Origin of the sequence: Microvirga sp. CF3016 (assembly GCF_036314085.1) — a bacterium.
Lineage (GTDB): Bacteria > Pseudomonadota > Alphaproteobacteria > Rhizobiales > Beijerinckiaceae > Microvirga.
Map to the genome: position 1 here is coordinate 317,848 of NZ_JAYGGM010000004.1, position 20,449 is coordinate 338,296.

The window sequence follows — 20,449 nt, forward strand, 5'->3', positions numbered from 1 at the left end:
TCACATCACTGGGTCTTGGGCGCGGCGTTGGCCTCACCCTGCCAGTGGCCCTGCTTCTTCAAGGTGTCGGCCACCTCGCGGGGCATGTAGTTCTCGTCGTGCTTGGCGAGAACGGAATCGGCTCTGAACATGCTCGGGCTGACGAGCACGCCTTCGGCCACCACCCCCTGCCCTTCGCGGAACAGGTCGGGCAGCAGGCCCTTGTAGCTCACCTGGATCGCAGCCTGCGCGTCCATGACCTCGAAGGTGATCTGCTGATCGGAACCGCGCTGGACAGTGCCTTCCTTGACGAGACCGCCGAGACGGATGCGCGTGCCGGGCGGCACGTTCTTCGCCTGGATGTCGGCCGGCGAGTTGAAGAACACGATCGTGTCGTTCATGGCATAGAGCACGAGACCGAGGGCGATCGCCAGGACGCATCCTGCGACACCGATCAGGGTCAAGCGGCGTTGTTTTCTCGTCATGGCTGAGCGTCGGTCAGTTTCAGTTCCTGCGCCATCGTGTCGATGGTCTTCAAGGCGGCGCTGTCCTGCGCCAGAGCCTCCCGGGCGCGCCGCGCTGCAGCCATGGCTTTATCACGCTGGCCCAGAACCGCATAGGAGCGCATCAGTCGCGCCCATTCTTCCGCCGTGCCTCCCTGAGCCTCCAGGCGGCTGGCGAGGCCCGCCACCATGCCGGCGATCGCCTCGGGGCCGATCCGGTTCTCGCCCCCTTGGCCTGCCGGCACGTCGAGGGCGGCGAGTTCCTGCTTCACGGCTTCGACCCAGGGCGCATCGGGAGGCGACGAAGCCAGAAGCTGCGCATAGGCCGCCTTGGCCTTGTCGACCTGCCCGTCCTGCACGGCCGCGCGGGCGAGATAGAAGCGGGCCTTCGGCGATGAGGCGTCGAGCTTGACGGCCTGTTCGAAGGCAGCCTGGGCCTCGGCCGAGACGAGCCCGTCCTTGGCCATGACCATGACCTCGCCGAGATTCGCGAAACGATCGGCGTCCGGGGGCTGATAGCGCACCGCGGCCTGATAGGCTCTCACGGCATCGTCCATGCGCCCCATGCGGATATAGACCGGGGCGATGACCTCCCAGCCGCGGCCGTCCTGGGGGTTCTTCGCCAGATGGCTCTCGATCTGGGCCACCGCCGTCATGAAATCGACGTTCCCGGCCTGCTGTGCGATCTGCGCGGCCGGCGCTTGGGTCAGGGCCTGCGGCGAGCCGTAGATTTCATAGGTGGCGAGCGCCAGAATCGGGATGATCGACAGGGCGAGAGTCGAGGCGGCCCGGCGGCGGCGCAGCGCCGGCTCTCCGACGGCCGCGTAAGCCTCGCCGTGCAGGCCCGTCGCCCGCAGCAGACGCCGCCCGGCCTCCGCCTTGGCGGCCTCGGCTTCGCTCGGCATCAGCACGCCGCGTGCCTGGTCCCGCTCGATCTCGGCGATCTGCTCCCGGTAGAACCGGGTGTCAGGATCCGCCTGCCTGGTCACGGCATAGTGGCGCGACAGCGGCCAAAGCACCGCCATCACGGCCGCCGCCGTCATCGCCAGGAGAATGATCCAGATCACCATAAAGTCCTATTTACTGCGTGTCCTCCTGAAGCACGACGGTGGCACGGTGTCACGCGTAAATGTCCTTAAGGCGCGCTCCTATCCCCGGGGAGTTCGAGGACGGCCCGCAGGCCCCCCATGGGCGAGGCATCGAGCCTCAGGGAGCCGCGATAGAGCGCCGCGAGATCGCTGACGATGGAAAGCCCCAGCCCGGAGCCGGGCTTGGTCTCGTCGAGGCGGCGACCGCGCTTGAGCACCTCCTCCCGGGCGGCCTCCGGCAGGCCCGGCCCGTCATCGTCGATGAGCAGGCGGAAGCGGGGCCGGTCGTCCTCGCGCACGATCTCGACCGACACTTCGACCTTGTGCGCGGCCCATTTGGCCGCGTTGTCGATGAGGTTGCCGGCCATCTCCTCCAGGTCCTGCTTCTCGCCGCGGAAGCGCAGGTCCGGCGGGATGGCCAGTTCCACCTCCAGGTCCTTGTCGCGATAGATCTTGGCGAAGGTGCGGGCGAGGCCTGCAATGACGGGCTCGGCTTCGGTGAGCGTTCCGAGCGTGCCCGCAAGCGCCGCAGCCCGGGCCCGGTCGAGATAGTAATTCACCTGGTCGCGCATGGTCGTCGCCTGCTCGCGGACCTTGGCGGCGACATCCTCGGGCGCGTTCTCGGCCTCGTTCATGATGATGCTGAGCGGCGTCTTGAGCGCGTGGGCGAGATTGCCGACCTGCGTGCGGGCGCGCTCCAGGATCTCGCGGTTGGTGTCGAGGAGGAGGTTCAGCTCGCTGGCGAGCGGCGAGATGTCCCGGGGATATTCGCCGGCGATCCGCTCCGCCTCGCCGCGCCGGATCGCCCCGAGCGCGCTGCGCAGGTTGGCGAGCGGCCGCAGGCCGAAGCGGATCTGCAGCAGCGTGGTGAATCCCAGTCCGATCCCGAGAAGCGCGAAGGTGACGGTGAGCGCGAAGATGAAATCCCGCACGGCCGCATCGATCTCGTCGGCGGGGCCCGCAACGCGGATGATGTAACGTCCGTCCTCGCCGAGATCGATGTCGCGTTCGATGATGCGCAGGGAGCGATCGTCGGGCGCCTTGCCGTAGCCGCGCCGGATCTGGCCGAAGCGGTCGTCCCCGGAGGCGAGGTTGGGCAATTGTCCGCCGAACAGAGATTTCGACGAGCGGATCTCGCCCAGAGCCGCATTGGGCCGGGCCACCTGCCAGTACCAGCCGGACAGGGGCAGCTCGAAGCGCGGGTCGCCGATGGGGCCGAGGTCCCGGTCCGGATCGCCCGGTCCGACGAGATTGGAGGCGAGCGTGTTGGCGTAGACGAGGAGGCGCTGGTCGAAGGCGCGCTCCGTGTTGTCGCGGTAGAGGGTCGAGAGGATGAGCCCCGCGATCAGCAGGATCACGAAGCTCCAGAAGACGGACGACACCGCAAGGCGGACCGCGATGGGGCGGCCGGCGAAACGTTTGACGAGCGGTGACAGGCCGGTCACGTCTTGGTCTGGCTCGCGTCGAGGAGGTAACCCAAGCCCCGAACAGTCTGGATGATGTCGACGCCGAGCTTCTTGCGCAAGCGCCCGATGAAGACCTCGATGGTGTTCGAATCCCGGTCGAAGTCCTGATCGTAGAGATGCTCGGTCAGCTCACCGCGCGAGACGATGCGGCCGGTATGGTGCATGAGGTAGGACAGGAGCCGGTACTCATGGGAGGTGAGCTTCACCGGGTGGCCGTCCACGGCCACGCGACCCGAGCGGGTGTCGAGCTTCACGGGCCCGCAGGCGATCTCGCTCGTGGCATGGCCGGCGGAGCGCCGCAGCAGCGCGCGGACGCGGGCGAGAAGCTCTTCCATGTGGAAGGGCTTCGTCACGTAATCGTCGGCACCGGCATCGAAGCCCTGGACCTTGTCGCTCCACCGGTCGCGCGCGGTCAGGATGATGACCGGGGTCTTGCGCCCCTCGCGGCGCCAGGCGGTCAGGACGGAAACGCCATCTACCTTCGGAAGTCCGAGGTCGAGGATGATGGCGTCGTAGGGTTCGGTCTCGCCGAGGAACTGCCCTTCCTCGCCGTCCATGGCGGCATCGACCGCGTAGCCCGCATGTTCAAGGGCGGTCACGATCTGCTTATTGAGGGTTCTGTCGTCCTCGACAACGAGTAGGCGCACGGTTCGAGCTTCCTCCAGAGCATCGGACCCAAAAGTGGAGTTGCACTTTTGGGATTGATCCGATGCTGAATCCCAAAAGTGGCGCATCGTTCGGAGCGGAAAACCGGGTCCACTTTTCCGCACGATGCGCTAGTGGACCGATTTCACGCGCCCGGAGGAGCCGTCGATCATCACTTGCACGATGCGACCATCCTTTTGCAGGACCGAGATCACATAGACAAGATCGTCGCTGTTGCGGCAGAGGCTGGCCCGGACCACGTCGGCCCCGGGCACCTGACGCCGCGCCGTCATCACGGCGGAGGCCGGCGCCACGACGCCTTTCGCCGCCACGGCTTCCTGCATCTCGCGCGGAGGGAGGCAGTTTTTCAGGGTGGCCGCCGCGCTTTGCGCGAACGCCGCACCCATCATCCCCCACACCGCTATGACGACCCAAACCAGACGCATGAGAAAACCATGCCTTTGCCGCACTGAACGAATTCTGAATGCAGTCGAGGCCGGTCTTCGTGCCTGACAACCGGCCCCATCTCTCTGAAAATGCTTCTAATTCAGAATCTGTTTCGTGGCCAGGATCCGGAAAATCGTCGAGGCGACGAAGCTCGCCGCCGCGACGAGCTGAACGAGGGCCTCCTCGAACGCGCCCGTGGCCAGAGCCGAGCCGTCGAAGCCGAACAGGCCGAGAACGAGGGCTGCAAGCCCGATCAGGTTGGCCCAGACGGTCCGGCTGGCCAGGATGGTCTTGGTATCGAACATGTCAAACACTCCTTGAAGACGAGGATGGAGGGGATGCGAGCCGGAGGGCCTCCTGCTCGACGGCGAGGACGCGCCGGCGCCAGCCCCGGCCGAAGACCGGCCAGGCGGCGAGGCGGCCGAGAAAGCCGAGACGGGCGTTCGTCAGGCGGCGGATGATCCGCGCCACGTCGGCCTTGCGGGCGGCATCCAGGGTGGCGGGCCCGACGACCCCGTCCGCCGCGACGCCGAGAGCCGCCTGCAGGGCCCTGACCGCCCGTGCTGGACCGGAATGGACCGCCAGATCGAAGACCGCGAGGTCGAGCCCCGGCGGCAGCTCGTCGGCGCGCACGACCGCCCAGAAGAGCCGCCGGTAGAGGGCGATTGCCTCCTTCCGGCCGAGGCGGCGGACATCGCTGACGGATGCCGGGCGCCCTTTCGCCCGGGAGAGGGTTTCGCGGGTGATGCCGAACTTGGTCGCCCCGCCCGGATCGCGGGGATCCCGGACGAAGCCGCCCTCGTGTGTCAGCACCTGTTCGACGGCATGGTCGAAGCGCGATGGAGAAACGGTCATGTGCGATCCTTACAGCTCCGCCTGCAGGGCGATGAAGGCCTGATTGCCCAGATAGAGATGACCGACACCGCCGGACGCGCCGCTGAAGGTGATGCTCGCCTGAAGCCGGAGAACGATGCCCGACGGACCGGGCGCCGCCAGCGTCGCCGCCGTCAGCGATCCTGACAGCGACACCCAGGCCGAGCCGGTGTTGTTGTAGAAGCCGACCTGATTTCCGGTCGGAGCCCCGCTCCACCAGCCGAACCCGCTGGTCGTCAGCACCGGATCGGCTCTCATCGGCACCGGCAGGGTGCAGGGGAAATCGATGCTGTTGGTCGCCACGCGCTGCCCGAGGGCCCCGAGGATCGCGGGCGTTCCACCGCTCGCGGCAAGGCGCTGGTAGTAGCGGCGGCAGCGCAACTCCTCGATCTCGACAGGTGTGCTCGTCCAGGGCGTCGCATGGGCGCCGACCTCCAGCTTCACGCGCTTGAAGGAACACGGGGTGGACGGCTGGAGCCGCACCGCGATGTGGCCCGTCTCGGATCCGTCGAGGGTCACGCCGGCCGAGCGACGGCCGGAACCGGCCGGGATCGTGGCGGCTTTCGATCCGATGAGGACGGGCAAGGGCGCTGAAGGATCCTCGACCGAGAGGGTCAGGGTCGCGCCGGCGAAACTCGCCGCACCGATCTCGGAGGCGGCCTGGCCCACGTCGATCACCTGCTCGAGTGCGCCGGACAGCGTGATCGTGCCGTCCGCCGCGAGGCTGAGCGTGCAGCCGCCCGGCCCGCCCTTCCAGCGGTCGAAACCGAAGATGCCGGCCCCCAGAGCCCCGCCGGCGAACCTGCGCTGGTTCACGAGAAAGCCGCCATTGATCAGGAGGTTCGGCTTCGCCACGTTGGCGAGCCCCGACGGAAAAGACGCAACGCCCGTATGGCGGTCAACCAGCAGCGCGTCGCGCCATTGACTGCCGTCGGCCGAGACGCGGATGCCGAAATCGTCGCTGCCGATCAGGCCCGTTTCCGCACGTCCGCTAAATCCGCTCTGATAGAGCTGCGACAAGACGGCGGATTCCGTGCCCTTGTTGAGCACGAAACGCAGATCGCCCGTACCGCCCTCCTCCGCGGAGAGAGCTGCAAACAGCGCCGCGTTGAGCCGCGCCGAGAGGCGGTTCAGATCGTCGGCCGTCGTGCCGAGCCCGAGCCGCTTCAGATTGTCGAGCGCGTCCGGAACCGCCCCGAAGGGCTTCCATTCGGCACCGTCGAACAGCACAAGCAGGTCTTCCGCCTCCACATAGGCCCGCCATCCGGGGCGGGGCGCGAAGAAGCGCCAAGCGCCGAGGTCGAACAGGGCGATGCAACCCTCCTGACCGGCGAAGGCGCCCGTGGCGCCGGCTCCGACGAGGAAACGGTCGCCTTCCGCGGGCGCGGCCGGCGCAGCGGAGCGGTTGCGTTCCTTGACCGCGAGCTGCACGAGCGCATCGAGGGAGGCGAGAGCCTCGTTGTGGGTGACGTGCTTCTGCGCCTGCGCTGCCGCGAGGAGCGGCAGGGCGAGATGAGGTGTGGACGACATCGAAGGATTGGCTCCGACAAGGCAATGAAAATAAGTGGCACCCTCACACGTCATCACCGGCCTTGTGCCGGTGATCTCGATCATGAAAAGCGCTGCGCTTCACAGGATCGGGATGGCCGGGACAAGCCCGGCCATGACGAGGAGGGTGTCACTCGCGATGAGTCACTTCCAAGATCGCGCGTTCGATCAGCGTACAACAACCGTCGCGTGCCGCCCGAAGCCCCGGCCGACCACGGCGCTCGTCTGCACGATGCGCAGACCGAGGGTGGATTGCGGTCCGCCGAAATCGGCCATCTCCTCCGCGTCGCCGTAGAGGGCGGACGGCTGCGTGCTCGCGAGCGTTCTCACGACCGCGTCGTTCTTGAGAATGTCGATCTCGTAGCGCTCCGCATCCTCGGCGAGAGGAACGTCGACGGGTTCCCAGCCGTCGCCGTTGCGGCGCGTGCGGCGTAGCCAAGTGAGGCGGATGCCGCCCGCGTCGCGGCGGGCCGCGACATGCACCGGGCTCATCGGCTTGAGCGCATCCGAACCGACCGTCGCGAGGACCTCCGCAACCGCCGGATCCGCATGGTCCCGGCCCGAGGGGCCGATCCTGTAGCGCCAGGTCTGGCCGAGATCCTGCAGGTTGGTCGCGAGAGGCGCGACGGCCTCGTCGAGTTTGACGATGAGCGCTCCCGCCGGCACCGTGCGGCCGGCCTCGGCCTCCGAACCGGCAAGGCCGCGCAGGAAACGCGAGAGGCGGTAGGTGCGCTCCCCGATCATCTCGGCGCGCGCGGCGGACATGATCTCCCACCGGCCGTTCGGGCCCTGCAGGGCGAACAGATTCCGGCCGGCAAGAGCAGCTTCGTCGTCGATGGCGCTCAAGGCGCCGGAGGAAATCTCCACGTCGAGCACGGCGCGCGGATCCCAGCGCCAGAGCGGACCCGGTGCGAGCGCCGATTTCGTGCGTCCGATCACGGCCGGCAGGTCGACGACGCGAACGGGCGCGAAGCTGGCAGCGTTGCCCGAACGCCAGATCGTCACCGCACCAGGCCAAGGATCCGCCGCGACGGCGATGAATTGAAGCGGCGTGGGATCGCCCAGGGCCGCGGGCAGATCGAGCACCACGACAAGAGGTTTGCCGGGCACCGGCGGCGGCCGCTTGACCGGTCTCGCCATAGACGAGCCCGGCCGTTCGAAGATAGCGGGCTCCACCGCTCGCGTGCCGATCTTGCGCGTCGCTCCGTGGGCGATGCGCGTGATGCGATGGAGCCTTTCGCCCGCGTCGGTCGGAACCGCGACCACGTCGCCCGGCTCCAGGTCCATGCGTCGCGGCGAGATCTCGAACTCGGCACTTTCGCGCCCGGCCCACAGGTCCTGCAGCCAGGTGTCCGCCAGCCGCTGCGCCTCGGCGCGACGGGTGACGACGGCGCTGTCCGCCCTCGCCTCGCGGCGGCTCGAACCGGACAGGCGCCGCGAGGCCACGGAGGCCCGGCGGTAATCCGTGTCGCCTTCCGTGAAACCGATCTCCACCTGTTGCGGCAGTTCGGTTTCCTGGGCGCGGGTGAGCTTGAGGGACGGCTCCTTGTCGCCGAGCACGAGGTCGTCCTTCGTCAGACGCACGACGGCCCGGCCGCCGCGCCCCTGCCACGCGATGGTGGCGCCGCGCGCGACGGCATCGATGCCGAAGAGGCGCAGCAGCGGCTCGAGCGCGCCCCGCACGGACATGGGCCGGTCGATCACGTAACCGTCCACGAAGCCGTCGACGGGAATCGCACCGGGATCGGCAAAGCCGTAATCCCGCAGGATGCGCGCAATCAGGCGATCGAGCGTCGCGCCCTCGATCCGACCGGTAACCCAGTGGCCGGTCTCCCAGTTGGGTCCGTCGGACCACACTTTGTCGAAATCGGGAAAGGCCGGAAAGGGCCTTGCATCCCAGGCCCAGACGAAGACGTTGTCCGGATCCACCATGCATCCGCCATAGGACGACGACACGGGATTGTACTCCGGGGCAAAGCCCCGCTGGGCCGGATCGAACCGCGAGAGAATGGCCTCCAGCGTGCGCGCCTGGACGAGATCGTCTCGCACGCCGCGGGAGAACGGCGGATAGGCCGATTCCGAGGATTTGGGATCGGGGAACACGTTCGGGCCGTTCGGCCCCTTGTCCACGGCGGGAACGCCGATCTCGGTGAGCCAGATCGGCTTCGATTGCGGCTGCCAGGCCGTGGGTCCGATCTCGGCGCCGTTCACGCGCTCCATGTGCCCGTTCGACCACCAGGAGACGAGATCCTTGGCGCGGAAGATCCACGGCTTGTTGTAGGCGCCATCGGTAATGGGCCGTCGCGCCTGTGCGGCGCGCTCGGCGGCGCTCGCGTAGTACCAGTCGAATGCCTCGCCGCTCCCCAGCCGCGCGCGCAGATAATCCACGTCGTAGACGCTGCGGGCAGCGGACAGATCCGCATGGTTCGGGCCGTCGCGCCAATCGGAGATCGGCGGGTAGTAATCGATGCCGACCGCATCGATGGCATCGCTGGCGAAGAGCGGATCGAGGGGAAAGCGCACCTCGCTGCCGCCATCGAGAACATGGGCGCCGTATTCCGTCCAGTCGGCGGCATAGACGATCGTCGTCGACGCGCGCAGGATGTCCCGCACTTGATCCGCGAGCGCCTTCAGCCTCGTGACGGCGGGATAAACGCCGGACGAGGAGCGCACGCGGGTGAGGCCGACGAGTTCGCTCCCCAGGATGAATCCGTGAACGCCGCCGGCCTCCTCGGCCAAATTGGCATAGTGGAGGACCATGCGGTTGAACCCGGCCGCGCGCGTGAACCAGGTCTCGACCTGCGTGGCGGCAGCAGTCGTGCCGTCGGGAGAACCGCTGCGGCCCGGCGCCGGATGGCAGGTGATGCGTCCGCGCCAGGGATAGGACGGCTGGCCCGTGCCGCCGTAAGGATCCGGCAAATCGTTGCCCTTGGGCACGTCCATCATCACGAAGGGATAGAGCACCACCTCGAGCCCACGCGCCTTCAGGTTCCTGATCAGGCGCTTCACGGACGCGTCGGACGGTGTGCCGCCATAGGCGGGCGACCCGTCGACGACGGACACCGCCTTCGCATCGTCGCGCGTGAGGCCCGCAACCGACCAGGTGGCGCCGTCGGTGGTCTTGGTCTTCACGTCCACGCGCGGCTCGACAAGGCAGGATCCGGCGCGCAGATCATCGCCGAACCAGCTCACCACGAGCGACACGCGCTTGAGGTTCGGACAGAGCGCCTGCAGGGCGTCGAGGGATGCGGCCACGTCGGTGTCGCGCTGCATCTGATGACGGTTCTCCGGCCGGGTCTTGCCGAGATCGAGCACCTGCATCACGGGCAGCGTGTCGTAGCCGAACTCGCTCGCCCCGGGGATGAGGCAGACGGCCCGGATCATGCGGTTGAGACCGTCGACGGGCCGCACCACCTCGAACGAGAATTGCGGCACGCGGTTGCCGAAATCCGCCAGCGGCAGGCGCTCGAACACCACATAGGCGAGCCCCCGATAGGCCGGCGCGACTTGAGCGCCCTCCTTGGCGACGATCAGTGGATCGGCGCTCTGCGTTTCGCTGCCCGCATGCACGCGCATGGTGATGGTGCTGAGATCGAGCTCGCGTCCATCGGCCCAGACCCGGCGGACATAGGCGATGCGCCCCTCGCACAGGCCGACCGCGAGATTGGCGAAATAGGAATAGGTGGTGGTGACGGTCTTCGGACCGCTCATGCCCTTGCCGCCTTGGGCTCCGCGATCGGTATCGGTGTTCACCACCTCCTCGAGCCGCGTCGCCCAGATGAGCTGCCCGCCGATGCGCGCGCGGCCGTAGACGCGCGGGATCGGCGCACCCTCCGTGGAGGTGAGGCCGTCGATGTCCTTGAGGCGCGGGCCCTCGACGTACTTGGTGTTGTCGCCGCCGAGCAGCGCGTTGTCGATGGCAGCCCCCGCAAGCCCGCCGAGCGCGCGGCCCGCCATGGCGCCGATCGGCCCGCCGATCATGCCGCCCACGGCGGCGCCGACGGTTTGTAGAACGATTGTGGCCATCAGTCTTTGTCCGGAAAGCGAAAGGCATGGGCGAGGTGGCGCCGCCACCAGGGATGGAATGCGACCTCGGCCACCGACGCGCCGTCATGGGCGTGGATCATGGTGTCCGGCGAGGCCGCGATCGCGCAGTGCTTGGCCGGCATGGCCGCACGCCAGCGGAAGAGCAGAACGTCGCCGGCGGAAAACGCATCGCAGGGGATCTCGACGAGATGTTTTCGCGCGGCGGCGAGGAGCGTGTCGGCTCCGGCCTCGGCCCAATCGGGAGAATATGGCGGCGGCAATTCCGGCTCCGCGCCCATGACGCCGCGCCAGACCCCGCGCAGCAGGCCGAGGCAATCGCAGCCGACCCCCTTGAGCGATGCCTGGTGGCGGTAGGGCGTGCCGATCCAGGAGCGGGCTTCGGCGAGGATGAGATGGGATGTGGGCATGATGATGCTCGAAGAGGCCCTTGAACGGATGAAGAAGGGCGCGCGGGTTGGCGCTGCAGCCCATGGCACCCTCTCGTCATCACCGGCCTTGTGCCGGTGATCCCGGTTAAGTGAGGCACAGCGCTCTTCCGATCGGGATGGCCGGGACAGGCCCGGCCATGACGGAAAGGTCTCATCCAGCCGCAGCGCCTCACCTGAAAAAGCTTCCCCCATCCAGCCCCGGCTCGCCCTGCTGCGGCATGCGGATGATGAAGTCGTTGCCGGGCATGTGCGGGAAGCCGCGGAAGTTCACGGCGTTCCTGAACTTCGCCCGGCAGATCGCATGGGTCTTGTCGCAGCCCGCCGTGACGCGGAAGGTGTCGCCGATCTTGATGAGATGAGGCGCGCGCTGCCACAGGTCGAACTCGTCCGTCCCGTCGATCGCGCGGTGCACCTTGATCTCGACCGAGAGCCCGGCATTGTCGCCGCTCGTCCAGGTGAGCTTTCCCGCCGTGCACCAGCCGTCCGAGAAGCCGATGCCGGAAGCCGCGATCGCCAGCGCTCCATCCGTCGCCGTCACGGTGCCCGTCCCGGTATAGGCGGACGAGGCGAGATTGATGCCGCATCGCCCGTCGCCGAGATCAGCCGCGCAGGTGGCGCGGAACAGGCGGCCGCGCTCCTCGTCGAAGCGGTGCATGAGCCCCCTCACCTCGGCGACGAAGCCGCCGTCGGCGCGACGGATCTCGCCGATGGAGCCCACGTCGAGGAGCAGCCGTTCGTCGACGTTGCTCCAGTTGACGAGCCAGGTTTCCACGCTCGCATCGTCGTAGAGGCCAGACGCGATGTCGTCCTCGGTGAGCCCGGCGGAGACGAGCGCGCCGGACACCTCGCCGCCACCGACGGCGAAGCCGAGTTCGGCGGTCGCCTCCGCGGCTTCGAGCCCGGTTCGCGCGGCATGGAGGATGCCGCCGACGACGAGATCGCGGTCGTGATCGGTGAAGCCGAAGGTCGTGCCGTCGCGCCGGACGAGCGTCCAGCAATGGCACAGGGTCGTGGCTCCGTCCGTCAGATGGGCGGCGAGGTTTTGCGGGATGATGCGCATGGGTTTCTTTCGCGGATGCCGGCATGGCAGTCACACCGCGCCGTCATGGCCGGCAGAAAGCCGGTGACGGCGGGAATGTCATGACGGTGTCATTCCCGGCCGGAGCGTAGCGGAGGGGCAGGGAAACCATGGAGCCGCTGTGCGTGTGGGTGGATCCCCTTCCCTCGCTGCGCTCGCCGGGGATGACAGGATTGCTAGGGAACGATCTCGATCAGCGGGATCTGCGGGATGGCCCCGGCGTCGAAGGCGGAGAGGTCGATGTCGAGCTCGTCCGTGTCGAAGCGCACCGGCACGTCGAAGGCGAAGCCGGCCGTGATCGCGGCGCCCGGAGGCGGCGCGGCCGTGAAGGTCACGAGGCCCGTGGTGGGATCGCAGTTGAAGCCGGAGCCGACGCTCTGCTCGACCCCGTTCACCGCCACCCGGACGGTGCCGCCGACCGGCTTGGCGATGGGGCGACTGTAGGGCGCGTGGGACGAGCCGTAGGCTTTCGCCAGCGGAAAGCTCACGCTCTGTCCGTTGCCGGTGCCGATCCGCTGATCGAGGGGCGTCGGCTCCCTGGACGGCGGGCCGGAGCGCCAATCCGTACGGTCGCGGAAGCGGAAGCCGTAGAGCCGGCCGCGCCGCTCCTCGAAGAAGGCGATCACCATGTGCAGCGCGTCGACGGTCCGGACCCCGAGCCCCGCATCGTAGCGGCGCCGGGATCCGGCCCAGCGGCTGTTGCGGTGCTCGCGGCCGGAGGAGAGCGTGACGATATCGGTCCGCCGCACCGGTCCGCCCCGGCTGCCGAGGCTGACGTCGAGCGGAAAGCGGACCTCGTGGAAATTGGAGGTCATGATCCGTCCTCTGGAAAGATGAAACGAAAAAAGCCGGGGTGGCGTTGACGTTGCGAACCCCGAACGACAAGGAGGCAGCAGGCGATGAGCAATGCTCCCAACGACCTCGCGGACGACTTTCCCGACAAGCGCGACCGGATCCATCAGCTCAAGACGAGCAACAACCGCTTCGCGCGGCTCTACGACGAGTACGACGAGCTGAACCGCACCATTCACCGGGTCGAGACCCGGGTGGAGCCCAAGCCCGAGGAGGTCGAGGAGGAGCTCAAGCGCCGCCGCCTGAAGATCAAGGACGAGATCATGGCAATGCTCGACGGCGCGGGCGGCTGATCTTTACTTACATCCCGCGCTGACCCCGCGCGACCGCCCGGGCGAGCGCGGCGGAGACCTGTGCCTCGGAGCGGCGGAAGCTCTCCGCATCGGGGGTCGAGACGTTCACCGTCACGGAGACCGGCCGCCCTCCCGCGCCGCCGCGCACGCCGAGCCGACCGTCGGGCCCCCGGGCCAGCGGCATCACCGCCTCGGCACCCTGCTCGCCCATGAGCCCGAGCCCGCGCCCCATCGGAAAATAGGTCGGCGCGCCGATCACCCCGCCTTTCGCGAACGGCACCACCATGCCGCGCGAGAACACGCCTCCTCGCGCGAAGGCGGAGCCTCCGCCGCCGAAGAGCGAGCCGAGGATCGAGCCCAGCCCCTTGGTGAGCCCGCCGAGAAGCCCGCCGCCGTCGAGCGGCAGCGAGCCCCCGAGCGAGCCCGTCGTCAGCCCCTTGACGCTCTGGCTCAGGGCCATCTGCAGGGGCGCCAGCGCCAGGCGCAGCCCCGTTTCCACAAGGGATTGGCGCACGGATTTGAGAACGTTATCAAATTTCTTGCCTTCCGCGACATTCTTGGCGAAAGCATTGGACAGGGAGTCACCGAACTTTTCGGAGAGGCCGATGAGGGTGTTGAGCTGGCGGTCCTTGTCGCCAAGAGCAATTTTCTGCTCAGCCGTAAGATCTTTCGGGTCGGGCATATGCAAGTCATCCGTGAAGCTATCGATAGGCCTGTCGCTCGGCCTTGCAGGTTGCGTTTCGAAGCCTCCCACTCCAGTTTTCGACCCCAGCGCACTGTCTGATGCAGAATGGGCTCGCGCAAAAAAAGAATGCGATTACGAAGCAGAAAAAGCGACTGGCTCTGCTCCGATCAATATTCGTTATTACCGGTGGGAAAGCCTTTATATCAGCTGCCTTGAACTCAAGGGCGTCAAGTATTTGGGAATGAGCAATTAGCTGCCCAAGACGCCGTGAGACTCGTCACTTCCTTCATCCGGAAATGCGTTCATCAACCGCCTGAGATCTCCGCTCAATGCGGGCTCGCTCTTTCGCGTGCCCTGCAATCCATCCCACGCCGCCACCAATTCGCGCGGCGTCGCGCGCCAGAAGGTCTCCGGGCTCCACCGCAGGATGCTTAAGGTCAGCGTCAGCGCGTCGTCCCAGGGGAAGGCGTGAGGCTCGTGCCCGCATCCTGCGGACGCGGAGGGTTTGGCGATGCGTCGCCTCCGCCGAACGTCATGACGAGAAGATCGGCCAGCGCCGCGGCGACCGGCGCGATGCCGTCGTCGAGCGGCAGATTCGCTACTTCCTGGTCACTCATCGCGTGTCCCCCGCCGCGCAGGGCGACACCGAGCAGGGTGAGCAGCTCGCGGCTCGACAGGCGGCCCGTGCCGAAGCGCTCGGCCAGCGCCGTGAGATCCTGCACGCCAAAGGCATCCTCGAGTTCGGCGAGCGCCCCGAGGGTGAGGCAGAGGGTGTAGCGCGCCTCGCCGAGCTGCAGCGCTACCTCGCCGCGTCTTCTGTTGGGCATGGATGCTCCTTGTGTTGAGAGGCAGTCGATGTCGTGCGAGCTGCCGGATGCGCGCTCACAGCGCCACGAACGTCAGCGCACCCGCCGATTCGAAGGCCATCTCGAAGGTCACCTCGCCGGCGTGGTCGCCGCGATATTCCAGGCTCGTGATCTGGAACGGACCTTCGATGCGGCCGAAATCGGGAATGATGATCTGATAGGTGAGAATGTCCCCGTCGAAGAAGACCTGGCGCATGCGCGCGTCGGAGGATTCATCCTTGAAGACGCCGGAGCCGGAGATCGACGCGCGGCGCACGCCGACGCCGGCGAGAAGCTCGCGCCAGCGCCCGGCGGATTCCGCGTGGGTGACGTCCACAGTCTCGGCGTTGAAGGCGATCTGGCGCGTGCGCAGGCCCGCCACGGTGACGAAGCCGTTGCCGCCGTCGCCGATCTTGATGAGCAGGTCCTTGCCCTTCTGAGCAGGCATGGGATGTCCTTTGTTGAGTGAAGTAAGAAGTTGCGAGAGTCAGGCGGCGAACGACGGGCCCGTGTCATCCCCGGCAGCCATAGGGCGGCCATAGGCCGGGAAGGGGATCCACTTGCACGCTCGATGCTAGGGATCCCTTTCCCTCGCTTCGCTCGCCGGGGATGACAGTGAGAGGCGGAACCACGCCCTATCCCACCACCTCGGTCACCGCGCGCAGGCGCAAGGTGACGCGGGTGAGACGGGTCTCCTTGTCGCGCTCGGACGCGAGTTCCGTGACGCGCAGGTTGACGAGGCGGTGTCCGTCGAGCGCCAGCGGCGCGTCGTCGAGAAGGGCGTCGAGCCGCTCGGCGACGGCGAGCGCCGTTCTGGCGCTGCCGGGCTCGGACCACACCACGATCCCGAGGCTCTGCTCGTGACCGCGGTCCTGGTCGGTGGACCAATCCGTCGCCCGCACGTCCGAGAACAGGGCATAGACCGGCTCGGCGCCCCGCGGCGGCTCGTCGTGGAGTCGCAAAGCGCCGCCCATGAGCGCACGCAGCTCCGCATCCGCGCTGGCCGCGTCGAGGATCGCGCGGCGCAGGGCGAGGATGGGGCTCGTCATGAGCGCATCTCCTCGACGAGGCACACGAGGTCGCGCTTCGATCCGTCCGGATCGGACGCTGCCCGGATGGCGAAGCGGCGCAGGCCCGCGCTCAGGCGCATGGCGCCGGTCACGCCGTCGCGATAGCGCAGGGTGATGCGGTGGGTGAGGCTCTGCTCGGGCCTGTCCGCGCGCACGCGCTCGGCTCCTGCGAGCATTTCGATGGCACCCCAGACCTGCGGGCCGGACGTGTAGGTGCGAACGACGCCGCCGAAGCCGTCGGGCCGCTCGAGCGGCATTTCAAGCACGAACCGGCGCGAACGCGCGCCGATGCGAATGGGTTTGGTTCTCATGGCAATGTCTTCGAGAGGGAATGCATGGGTGGATGAACGGCACGTCATGGCCGCTCCTATGGCGGGAATGACACCCGCGACGTCATGGCCGGGCTTGTCCCGGTGATGACGTGTGGAGATGGAACGTTGTATGCGTCAGGCGCGGCCCGGAACGACAGCGGAGCGATGTCACAGCCGCATCCTCTGAAACGGCGCCACGAGGGCGAGCGCTTCGGGGGGCAGGATCTGCTCGCCGATCACGTCGCCCCGGTTCTCGAACCAGTGGGCGACGAGGATGCGGATCGCGAGCTTCAACGGAGCGGGCACCACCTCGGGCGCGGTGCCGTGGCCGGCGCGCAGCGCGATGGAGATGCCATTTCTCGGCCGGCCCGGCTCGGGCGCGCCGACCACGACGATGCGCGGCGGATCGCTCAGGACGTCCGACTCGAAGGCGCTCGCCGGCACCTCGGTGGCGTTGCCCGCAGCGTCCGTCACGGTGATGCCGTCGACGGCGATCAGCGGCGAGAGCGGCAGCAGGATCGTGCCGCCGGCCGGCCACCGGTCCAGCACCACGCGCCAGCGCTGCTCGATGAGGATCCGCCGCGAGGCCGCCTCGATCATGAGGCGGGCCGCCTTGACGAGGCCCGCGATCAGATCATCCTGCGTGCCGTCATCGTCGTCGACGCGGAGATAGGCCTTCATCTCCGCGAGCGTGATGGGCTCGACGGCGGGGCCGCTGATGAATATGGGGATCATCGGAAACAGGAATCCTTTGAAGTGATGCAACGTCTGGTTACGCTCTGTCTTGCCCTGTCGCTGGCGGCGACGCAGGCGAAAGCCATCGTCGGCGGGGCCGAGGATGAAGGTCCCCTCGCCCGCCGGAGCGTGATGGTGCTGAGTTCGAACGGCGGGGTCTGCAGCGCCGTGGTGCTGGCGAAGGACGTGGTGCTCACCGCGGCCCATTGCGTGACGGGCGCGGCCAAGCACCGGGTCCACTTCCGCGACGAGACGGGCGAGCCGGTGCTGATCGTGCCCGCCGCGAAGGCGGTGCATCCGGGCTACAACGCGAAGGCCGTCGAGACCCGCCAGCGCTCCATCGACCTCGCCCTGGTGCGCATTCCCGAGGCCCTGCCCGCGCGCTTCGAGCGGGCGACGCTCTCGACGGCGAAGATCCCGGAGAACGATCCCGTCACCGTCGGCGGCTACGGGCTGTCCCGTGAAGGCGACGCGAAGACCTCCGGCACCTTCCGCACCGCGTCGCTCACGGCGGTCGAGCCCTACGGCCCGAGCCGGATCCTGCTCTGGGCTGAGGGTTCCGGCACGGCAAGCGCCTGCCAGGGCGATTCCGGCGGGCCGATGTCGTCGGGAACGACGGTGGCAGCCATCACGAGCTGGTCATCGCCGGCGAAGGGCCGAAGCTGCGGGGGAGTGACGCAAGGCATCCTCGTCGGCCCGCAGCGCGACTGGATCGACCGGATCCTGAAGGGCTGGAACCGCGCAGCGCTGTGGAGCGACAAATAGGACATCGGCAATGCGCTGCGCCTGATGAGGTCCAACAAGGTTCTCTCCCACGTCATCACCTCCCCGGACTCGATCCGGGGATCAGGGCCGGTGATCTCGATTCCACATTCTCTCACCTCATCCTGAGTGTCTGGCTCATAAGAGGGTCAAGGCTCGACAGACTCTCCTCCCCGACAAGCCTCGGGCTTGACCGAGACTTGTTTCTCGGTTGCCGCAAGCCTGAAACACAGAGCAAAGGCGAACTCTCCTCCCCCTTGTGGTGAGGAGTGGGAGGTGGGGGTGTCGGCGCCAGACCGCCATCGGCACTCGCTCACCCCCACCCTGGCCCTCCCCACAAGGGTGAGGGAAACACTCGCGACACTTTTAGGAGCCAGACTCCTCACGGATAAAGGCAAAGGCCTGGATGCAATTTCGACGCTCTAGAAATTCATAAAGCATCGGAACTATCCTGACGGCCAAGACCTTGCCTTTGAAAATTCACCCCCCTCACGGCATCATCACCCCATGCGCGCTTTGCCAACCCTCGCTCTTGCCGTCTTCACCCTCGTTGCGACTCCCGCATGGGCCATCCTGCAAGGCGCCACCACGCGCGATCCGAACGGGCTGCGCCGCTCGGTGGTGTCCATCGAGAGCTCCACGGGCGAGCTCTGCTCCGGGGTGATCGTCGGGCCCGATCTCGTGCTCACCGCCGCCCATTGCATGACGGATCGCGCCGCCTACCGGGTCACCGCGCTCAACCGCGCCTTCCGGCAGCAGCGCTTCAACGTCGCCGCGCTCGCCATCCACCCCACCTTCGTGGCCGGCACGACGCCGCGCACGCAACCGGGCATCGATCTCGCCCTTCTCAAGCTCGATCGCCCCGTCGGGCCGGACTTCCTGGCCCTCGATCCGGGCGGGGCCGGCCGGATCGACGTGGGCGACGGCGTGACCATCGCGGGCTTCGGCGTGCTGTCGGAACGGGCGCGGGGCACCGCCCGGACCCTGCGCCAGACCAACCTGGTCTCGCTCGGGCCCATCGAGGTGGCCAACCGCGTCCTGATCGTCGTCGACCGCAACCGGCTGGCGGAGACGGCCGGCGCCGGCGCCTGCCGGGGCGATTCCGGCGGGCCGATCCTGGCCGCGACATCCGCTGGCTATCAGCTCTACGGCATCACGAGCTGGTCGAGCGGCCCCTTGCGAAGCCGGCAGCCGAGCGCCTGCGGCGGCCTCACGGCCGTCACCCCGATCGTCGAGCATCTCGGCTGGATCGCCTCGACCATGCGCGGGCTCAACGGCATGGGCGGCGCTTGGACGGGGAACTGAGCCGGTCTGTATCCACATTGTCATTCCCGGCCGGAGATGGCGCAGCCATCGCAGGGGAAGGGAATCCATAGCAACAGCACGTGAGAGTGGATCCCCTTACCTCGCTTCGCTCGCCGGGGATGACACGGCGCGTCGAGCGAACCCTTATGCCGCAAACTTCAACAGCTTGATCGCCGCGTAGTCCTGCACGCCGCCGCCCACGCGCTTGGTGGTGTAGAACAGCACGTAAGGTTTCGCGGAATACGGATCGCGCAGCACGCGCATGCCGGCCCGGTCGACGATCAGGTAACCGCGCTTGAAGTCGCCGAAGGCGACGGCGCATTGGTTCGCCGCGATGTCCGGCATGTCCTCGGCCTCGACCACCGGAAAGCCCATCAGGGTCGCGGCCTGGCCGGCGCTCGCGGGCGGGGCCCAGAGATACTGGCCGTTATCGTCCTTGAACCGGCGGATCGCGCTCTGCGTCTTGCGGTTCATGACGAAGGAGGCGTTCTGGCGATAGCCGCTTTTAAGTGCGTAGATCAGATCGACCAGCACGTCGGACGGGTTGGCCGCCGGGAAGGTCGCGCCGCCGGTGCGCACCGTGCCGAGCTTGCCCCATTCCCAGATCTCCTCCTCGACCGTGTCGACGGAGAGAAACCCTTTCGGCTTGTTGACGCCGTCGCCCTCCACGAAGGCGGCGCTCTCCTGCTCGGCGAAGGCGGCCTCGACCTCTTCGGCGATCCAGCGGTCAATGTCGACAACCGCATCGTCGAGAAGGGTCTGGGTCGCGGCCGGCATGGCGTAGATCTCCATGGCCGGGAAGCTCATCTCGGACAGCGTCGGGCTCGCAGTCTGGGGACGGGCCGCCGTTTCGCCGACCCAGCCGGTCGCCGGGCCCGTGATGGAGAAGGCGCGCTTGTACTGGCCGCCGGAGATCACCCGCACCGACGAGATCGCACGGATCGGCGACACCGCGGAGAGGCGGCGCAGGACCTCGCTCTCGACCGCGTCCGGCACGAGATAGCCGCCGTCCGGACCGGAGCCGGCGGAGAGCGCCTTCTCCTCGAGCCGCTTCAACCCTGCAGCCTCGCCGGTGCGGATATAGGAATGGAACGCCGCCTTGTGCTCGGCCTGGGCCGGATCGCGCGCATGATCCTGGCCGGCCCCGAGGGGCGGGCGCGAGCGGTCGAGGGCGAGCCGGTCGAGACGGCGCTTGGCGTCGTCGAGGGCCGTGTCGATGCGGGTGAGCTTCTCGTCGGTCACCACGTCGCTCGAGAGCCTCGTCTCGATCTCGGACAGGCGCGTATCGTTCGCGTCCTTGAACGCCTCGAACGCGCGGGCGAAATCCTCGAAGGCCGAGGCGACATCGTCGGAAACGGTTTTGGTGTCTAGAACTGGGATCATATCAATCATTCGGTTTCAAAAGGCTTCAACGAAAAAGGCCCGCCGGAGGGCGGGCCCGCTTATTTCCCGATGAGGGGAAAGTGATCCTCTCACCTCATCCTGAGGA

At 67.6% G+C, this 20,449-nt stretch carries 23 protein-coding genes; 3 read left to right on the top strand and 20 right to left on the bottom strand.

What is annotated here, in order from left to right:
* Positions 1-5: 5 nt before the first annotated feature.
* The 12 genes from ccmE to VB672_RS08065 form a co-directional block, all read right to left on the bottom strand.
* Complete coding sequence (gene ccmE, locus VB672_RS08010; RefSeq protein ID WP_329783649.1) at positions 6-464, bottom strand: cytochrome c maturation protein CcmE; 459 nt, start codon at positions 462-464, stop codon at positions 6-8.
* Positions 461-1,552 (bottom strand): c-type cytochrome biogenesis protein CcmI, encoded by a 1,092-nt coding sequence (ccmI, locus tag VB672_RS08015; protein ID WP_442931946.1) that lies wholly within the window; start codon positions 1,550-1,552, stop codon positions 461-463. Before ccmI ends, ccmE begins: the two co-directional genes overlap by 4 nt.
* Before the next feature lie 65 nt (positions 1,553-1,617).
* Positions 1,618-3,015: a sensor histidine kinase gene (locus tag VB672_RS08020; RefSeq protein ID WP_442931947.1), complete on the bottom strand. Its 1,398-nt coding sequence runs from the start codon at positions 3,013-3,015 to the stop codon at positions 1,618-1,620.
* Positions 3,012-3,683, bottom strand: coding sequence for a response regulator transcription factor (locus VB672_RS08025; protein ID WP_329783651.1), 672 nt, complete (start codon positions 3,681-3,683; stop codon positions 3,012-3,014). Before VB672_RS08025 ends, VB672_RS08020 begins: the two co-directional genes overlap by 4 nt.
* Positions 3,684-3,812: 129 nt before the next feature.
* Positions 3,813-4,127 (bottom strand): PepSY domain-containing protein, encoded by a 315-nt coding sequence (locus tag VB672_RS08030; protein ID WP_329783652.1) that lies wholly within the window; start codon positions 4,125-4,127, stop codon positions 3,813-3,815.
* A gap of 96 nt (positions 4,128-4,223) precedes the next feature.
* Entirely contained in the window at positions 4,224-4,433 is a 210-nt protein-coding gene (locus VB672_RS08035; RefSeq protein WP_329783653.1) for a hypothetical protein, read from the bottom strand.
* A gap of 1 nt (position 4,434) precedes the next feature.
* Positions 4,435-4,983, bottom strand: coding sequence for a glycoside hydrolase family 108 protein (locus VB672_RS08040; protein WP_329783654.1), 549 nt, complete (start codon positions 4,981-4,983; stop codon positions 4,435-4,437).
* 9 nt (positions 4,984-4,992) lie between these two features.
* On the bottom strand, positions 4,993-6,531 hold the full coding sequence (locus tag VB672_RS08045) for a DUF2793 domain-containing protein (RefSeq protein WP_329783655.1): 1,539 nt from the start codon (positions 6,529-6,531) through the stop codon (positions 4,993-4,995).
* A gap of 186 nt (positions 6,532-6,717) precedes the next feature.
* Complete coding sequence (locus VB672_RS08050) at positions 6,718-10,575, bottom strand: baseplate multidomain protein megatron (protein WP_329783656.1); 3,858 nt, start codon at positions 10,573-10,575, stop codon at positions 6,718-6,720.
* Positions 10,575-11,003, bottom strand: coding sequence for an NlpC/P60 family protein (locus VB672_RS08055; RefSeq protein ID WP_329783657.1), 429 nt, complete (start codon positions 11,001-11,003; stop codon positions 10,575-10,577). The genes VB672_RS08050 and VB672_RS08055 overlap by 1 nt, the downstream gene beginning before the upstream one ends.
* Positions 11,004-11,193: 190 nt before the next feature.
* Positions 11,194-12,084: a DUF2163 domain-containing protein gene (locus tag VB672_RS08060; protein WP_329783658.1), complete on the bottom strand. Its 891-nt coding sequence runs from the start codon at positions 12,082-12,084 to the stop codon at positions 11,194-11,196.
* Between the two features lie 194 nt (positions 12,085-12,278).
* Positions 12,279-12,917, bottom strand: a complete 639-nt coding sequence (locus tag VB672_RS08065; protein WP_329783659.1) for a DUF2460 domain-containing protein — start codon at positions 12,915-12,917, stop codon at positions 12,279-12,281.
* Positions 12,918-13,001: 84 nt separating this feature from the next.
* Here VB672_RS08065 and VB672_RS08070 point away from each other — a divergent pair, with 84 nt between their 5' ends.
* The gene (locus VB672_RS08070) at positions 13,002-13,247 is read left to right on the top strand and encodes a YdcH family protein (protein ID WP_329783660.1); all 246 of its coding nucleotides are present in this window, start codon (positions 13,002-13,004) and stop codon (positions 13,245-13,247) included.
* A 7-nt stretch (positions 13,248-13,254) separates the two neighbouring features.
* Here VB672_RS08070 and VB672_RS08075 read toward each other — a convergent pair whose 3' ends face one another.
* The 7 genes from VB672_RS08075 to VB672_RS08105 form a co-directional block, all read right to left on the bottom strand.
* Complete coding sequence (locus VB672_RS08075) at positions 13,255-13,929, bottom strand: phage tail tape measure protein (protein WP_329783661.1); 675 nt, start codon at positions 13,927-13,929, stop codon at positions 13,255-13,257.
* 252 nt (positions 13,930-14,181) lie between these two features.
* On the bottom strand, positions 14,182-14,445 hold the full coding sequence (locus VB672_RS08080; protein WP_329783735.1) for a phage tail assembly chaperone: 264 nt from the start codon (positions 14,443-14,445) through the stop codon (positions 14,182-14,184).
* Positions 14,376-14,759, bottom strand: coding sequence for a gene transfer agent family protein (locus VB672_RS08085; protein WP_329783662.1), 384 nt, complete (start codon positions 14,757-14,759; stop codon positions 14,376-14,378). Before VB672_RS08085 ends, VB672_RS08080 begins: the two co-directional genes overlap by 70 nt.
* Before the next feature lie 55 nt (positions 14,760-14,814).
* On the bottom strand, positions 14,815-15,225 hold the full coding sequence (locus VB672_RS08090; RefSeq protein ID WP_329783663.1) for a phage major tail protein, TP901-1 family: 411 nt from the start codon (positions 15,223-15,225) through the stop codon (positions 14,815-14,817).
* Positions 15,226-15,412: 187 nt separating this feature from the next.
* Positions 15,413-15,826 (bottom strand): DUF3168 domain-containing protein, encoded by a 414-nt coding sequence (locus VB672_RS08095; RefSeq protein ID WP_329783664.1) that lies wholly within the window; start codon positions 15,824-15,826, stop codon positions 15,413-15,415.
* Positions 15,823-16,158: a phage head closure protein gene (locus VB672_RS08100; RefSeq protein WP_329783665.1), complete on the bottom strand. Its 336-nt coding sequence runs from the start codon at positions 16,156-16,158 to the stop codon at positions 15,823-15,825. Before VB672_RS08100 ends, VB672_RS08095 begins: the two co-directional genes overlap by 4 nt.
* Positions 16,159-16,326: 168 nt before the next feature.
* A complete protein-coding gene (locus VB672_RS08105; RefSeq protein WP_329783666.1) occupies positions 16,327-16,893 on the bottom strand; it encodes a head-tail connector protein in 567 nt (188 codons plus the stop codon).
* 24 nt (positions 16,894-16,917) lie between these two features.
* Here VB672_RS08105 and VB672_RS08110 point away from each other — a divergent pair, with 24 nt between their 5' ends.
* Both VB672_RS08110 and VB672_RS08115 read left to right on the top strand, forming a co-directional pair.
* Positions 16,918-17,658, top strand: a complete 741-nt coding sequence (locus VB672_RS08110) for a S1 family peptidase (RefSeq protein ID WP_329783667.1) — start codon at positions 16,918-16,920, stop codon at positions 17,656-17,658.
* A gap of 504 nt (positions 17,659-18,162) precedes the next feature.
* Entirely contained in the window at positions 18,163-18,960 is a 798-nt protein-coding gene (locus VB672_RS08115) for a S1 family peptidase (RefSeq protein WP_329783668.1), read from the top strand.
* Positions 18,961-19,104: 144 nt separating this feature from the next.
* Here the strand turns inward: VB672_RS08115 and VB672_RS08120 are convergent, their stop codons facing one another.
* A complete protein-coding gene (locus VB672_RS08120) occupies positions 19,105-20,343 on the bottom strand; it encodes a phage major capsid protein (protein WP_442931949.1) in 1,239 nt (412 codons plus the stop codon).
* Between the last annotated feature and the right edge of the window lie 106 nt (positions 20,344-20,449).

Excerpts from the sequence above, each read along its gene's own strand:
- ccmE (WP_329783649.1), bottom strand. The coding sequence starts at position 464 with ATGACGAGAAAACAACGCCGCTTGACCCTGATCGGTGTCGCAGGATGC.
- ccmI (WP_442931946.1), bottom strand. The coding sequence starts at position 1,552 with ATGGTGATCTGGATCATTCTCCTGGCGATGACGGCGGCGGCCGTGATG.
- VB672_RS08030 (WP_329783652.1), bottom strand. The coding sequence starts at position 4,127 with ATGCGTCTGGTTTGGGTCGTCATAGCGGTGTGGGGGATGATGGGTGCG.
- VB672_RS08035 (WP_329783653.1), bottom strand. The coding sequence starts at position 4,433 with ATGTTCGATACCAAGACCATCCTGGCCAGCCGGACCGTCTGGGCCAAC.
- VB672_RS08040 (WP_329783654.1), bottom strand. The coding sequence starts at position 4,983 with ATGACCGTTTCTCCATCGCGCTTCGACCATGCCGTCGAACAGGTGCTG.
- VB672_RS08045 (WP_329783655.1), bottom strand. The coding sequence starts at position 6,531 with ATGTCGTCCACACCTCATCTCGCCCTGCCGCTCCTCGCGGCAGCGCAG.
- VB672_RS08050 (WP_329783656.1), bottom strand. The coding sequence starts at position 10,575 with ATGGCCACAATCGTTCTACAAACCGTCGGCGCCGCCGTGGGCGGCATG.
- VB672_RS08055 (WP_329783657.1), bottom strand. The coding sequence starts at position 11,003 with ATGCCCACATCCCATCTCATCCTCGCCGAAGCCCGCTCCTGGATCGGC.
- VB672_RS08060 (WP_329783658.1), bottom strand. The coding sequence starts at position 12,084 with ATGCGCATCATCCCGCAAAACCTCGCCGCCCATCTGACGGACGGAGCC.
- VB672_RS08065 (WP_329783659.1), bottom strand. The coding sequence starts at position 12,917 with ATGACCTCCAATTTCCACGAGGTCCGCTTTCCGCTCGACGTCAGCCTC.
- VB672_RS08070 (WP_329783660.1), top strand. The coding sequence starts at position 13,002 with ATGAGCAATGCTCCCAACGACCTCGCGGACGACTTTCCCGACAAGCGC.
- VB672_RS08075 (WP_329783661.1), bottom strand. The coding sequence starts at position 13,929 with ATGCCCGACCCGAAAGATCTTACGGCTGAGCAGAAAATTGCTCTTGGC.
- VB672_RS08085 (WP_329783662.1), bottom strand. The coding sequence starts at position 14,759 with ATGCCCAACAGAAGACGCGGCGAGGTAGCGCTGCAGCTCGGCGAGGCG.
- VB672_RS08090 (WP_329783663.1), bottom strand. The coding sequence starts at position 15,225 with ATGCCTGCTCAGAAGGGCAAGGACCTGCTCATCAAGATCGGCGACGGC.
- VB672_RS08095 (WP_329783664.1), bottom strand. The coding sequence starts at position 15,826 with ATGACGAGCCCCATCCTCGCCCTGCGCCGCGCGATCCTCGACGCGGCC.
- VB672_RS08100 (WP_329783665.1), bottom strand. The coding sequence starts at position 16,158 with ATGAGAACCAAACCCATTCGCATCGGCGCGCGTTCGCGCCGGTTCGTG.
- VB672_RS08105 (WP_329783666.1), bottom strand. The coding sequence starts at position 16,893 with ATGATCCCCATATTCATCAGCGGCCCCGCCGTCGAGCCCATCACGCTC.
- VB672_RS08110 (WP_329783667.1), top strand. The coding sequence starts at position 16,918 with ATGCAACGTCTGGTTACGCTCTGTCTTGCCCTGTCGCTGGCGGCGACG.
- VB672_RS08115 (WP_329783668.1), top strand. The coding sequence starts at position 18,163 with ATGCGCGCTTTGCCAACCCTCGCTCTTGCCGTCTTCACCCTCGTTGCG.
- VB672_RS08120 (WP_442931949.1), bottom strand. The coding sequence starts at position 20,343 with ATGATCCCAGTTCTAGACACCAAAACCGTTTCCGACGATGTCGCCTCG.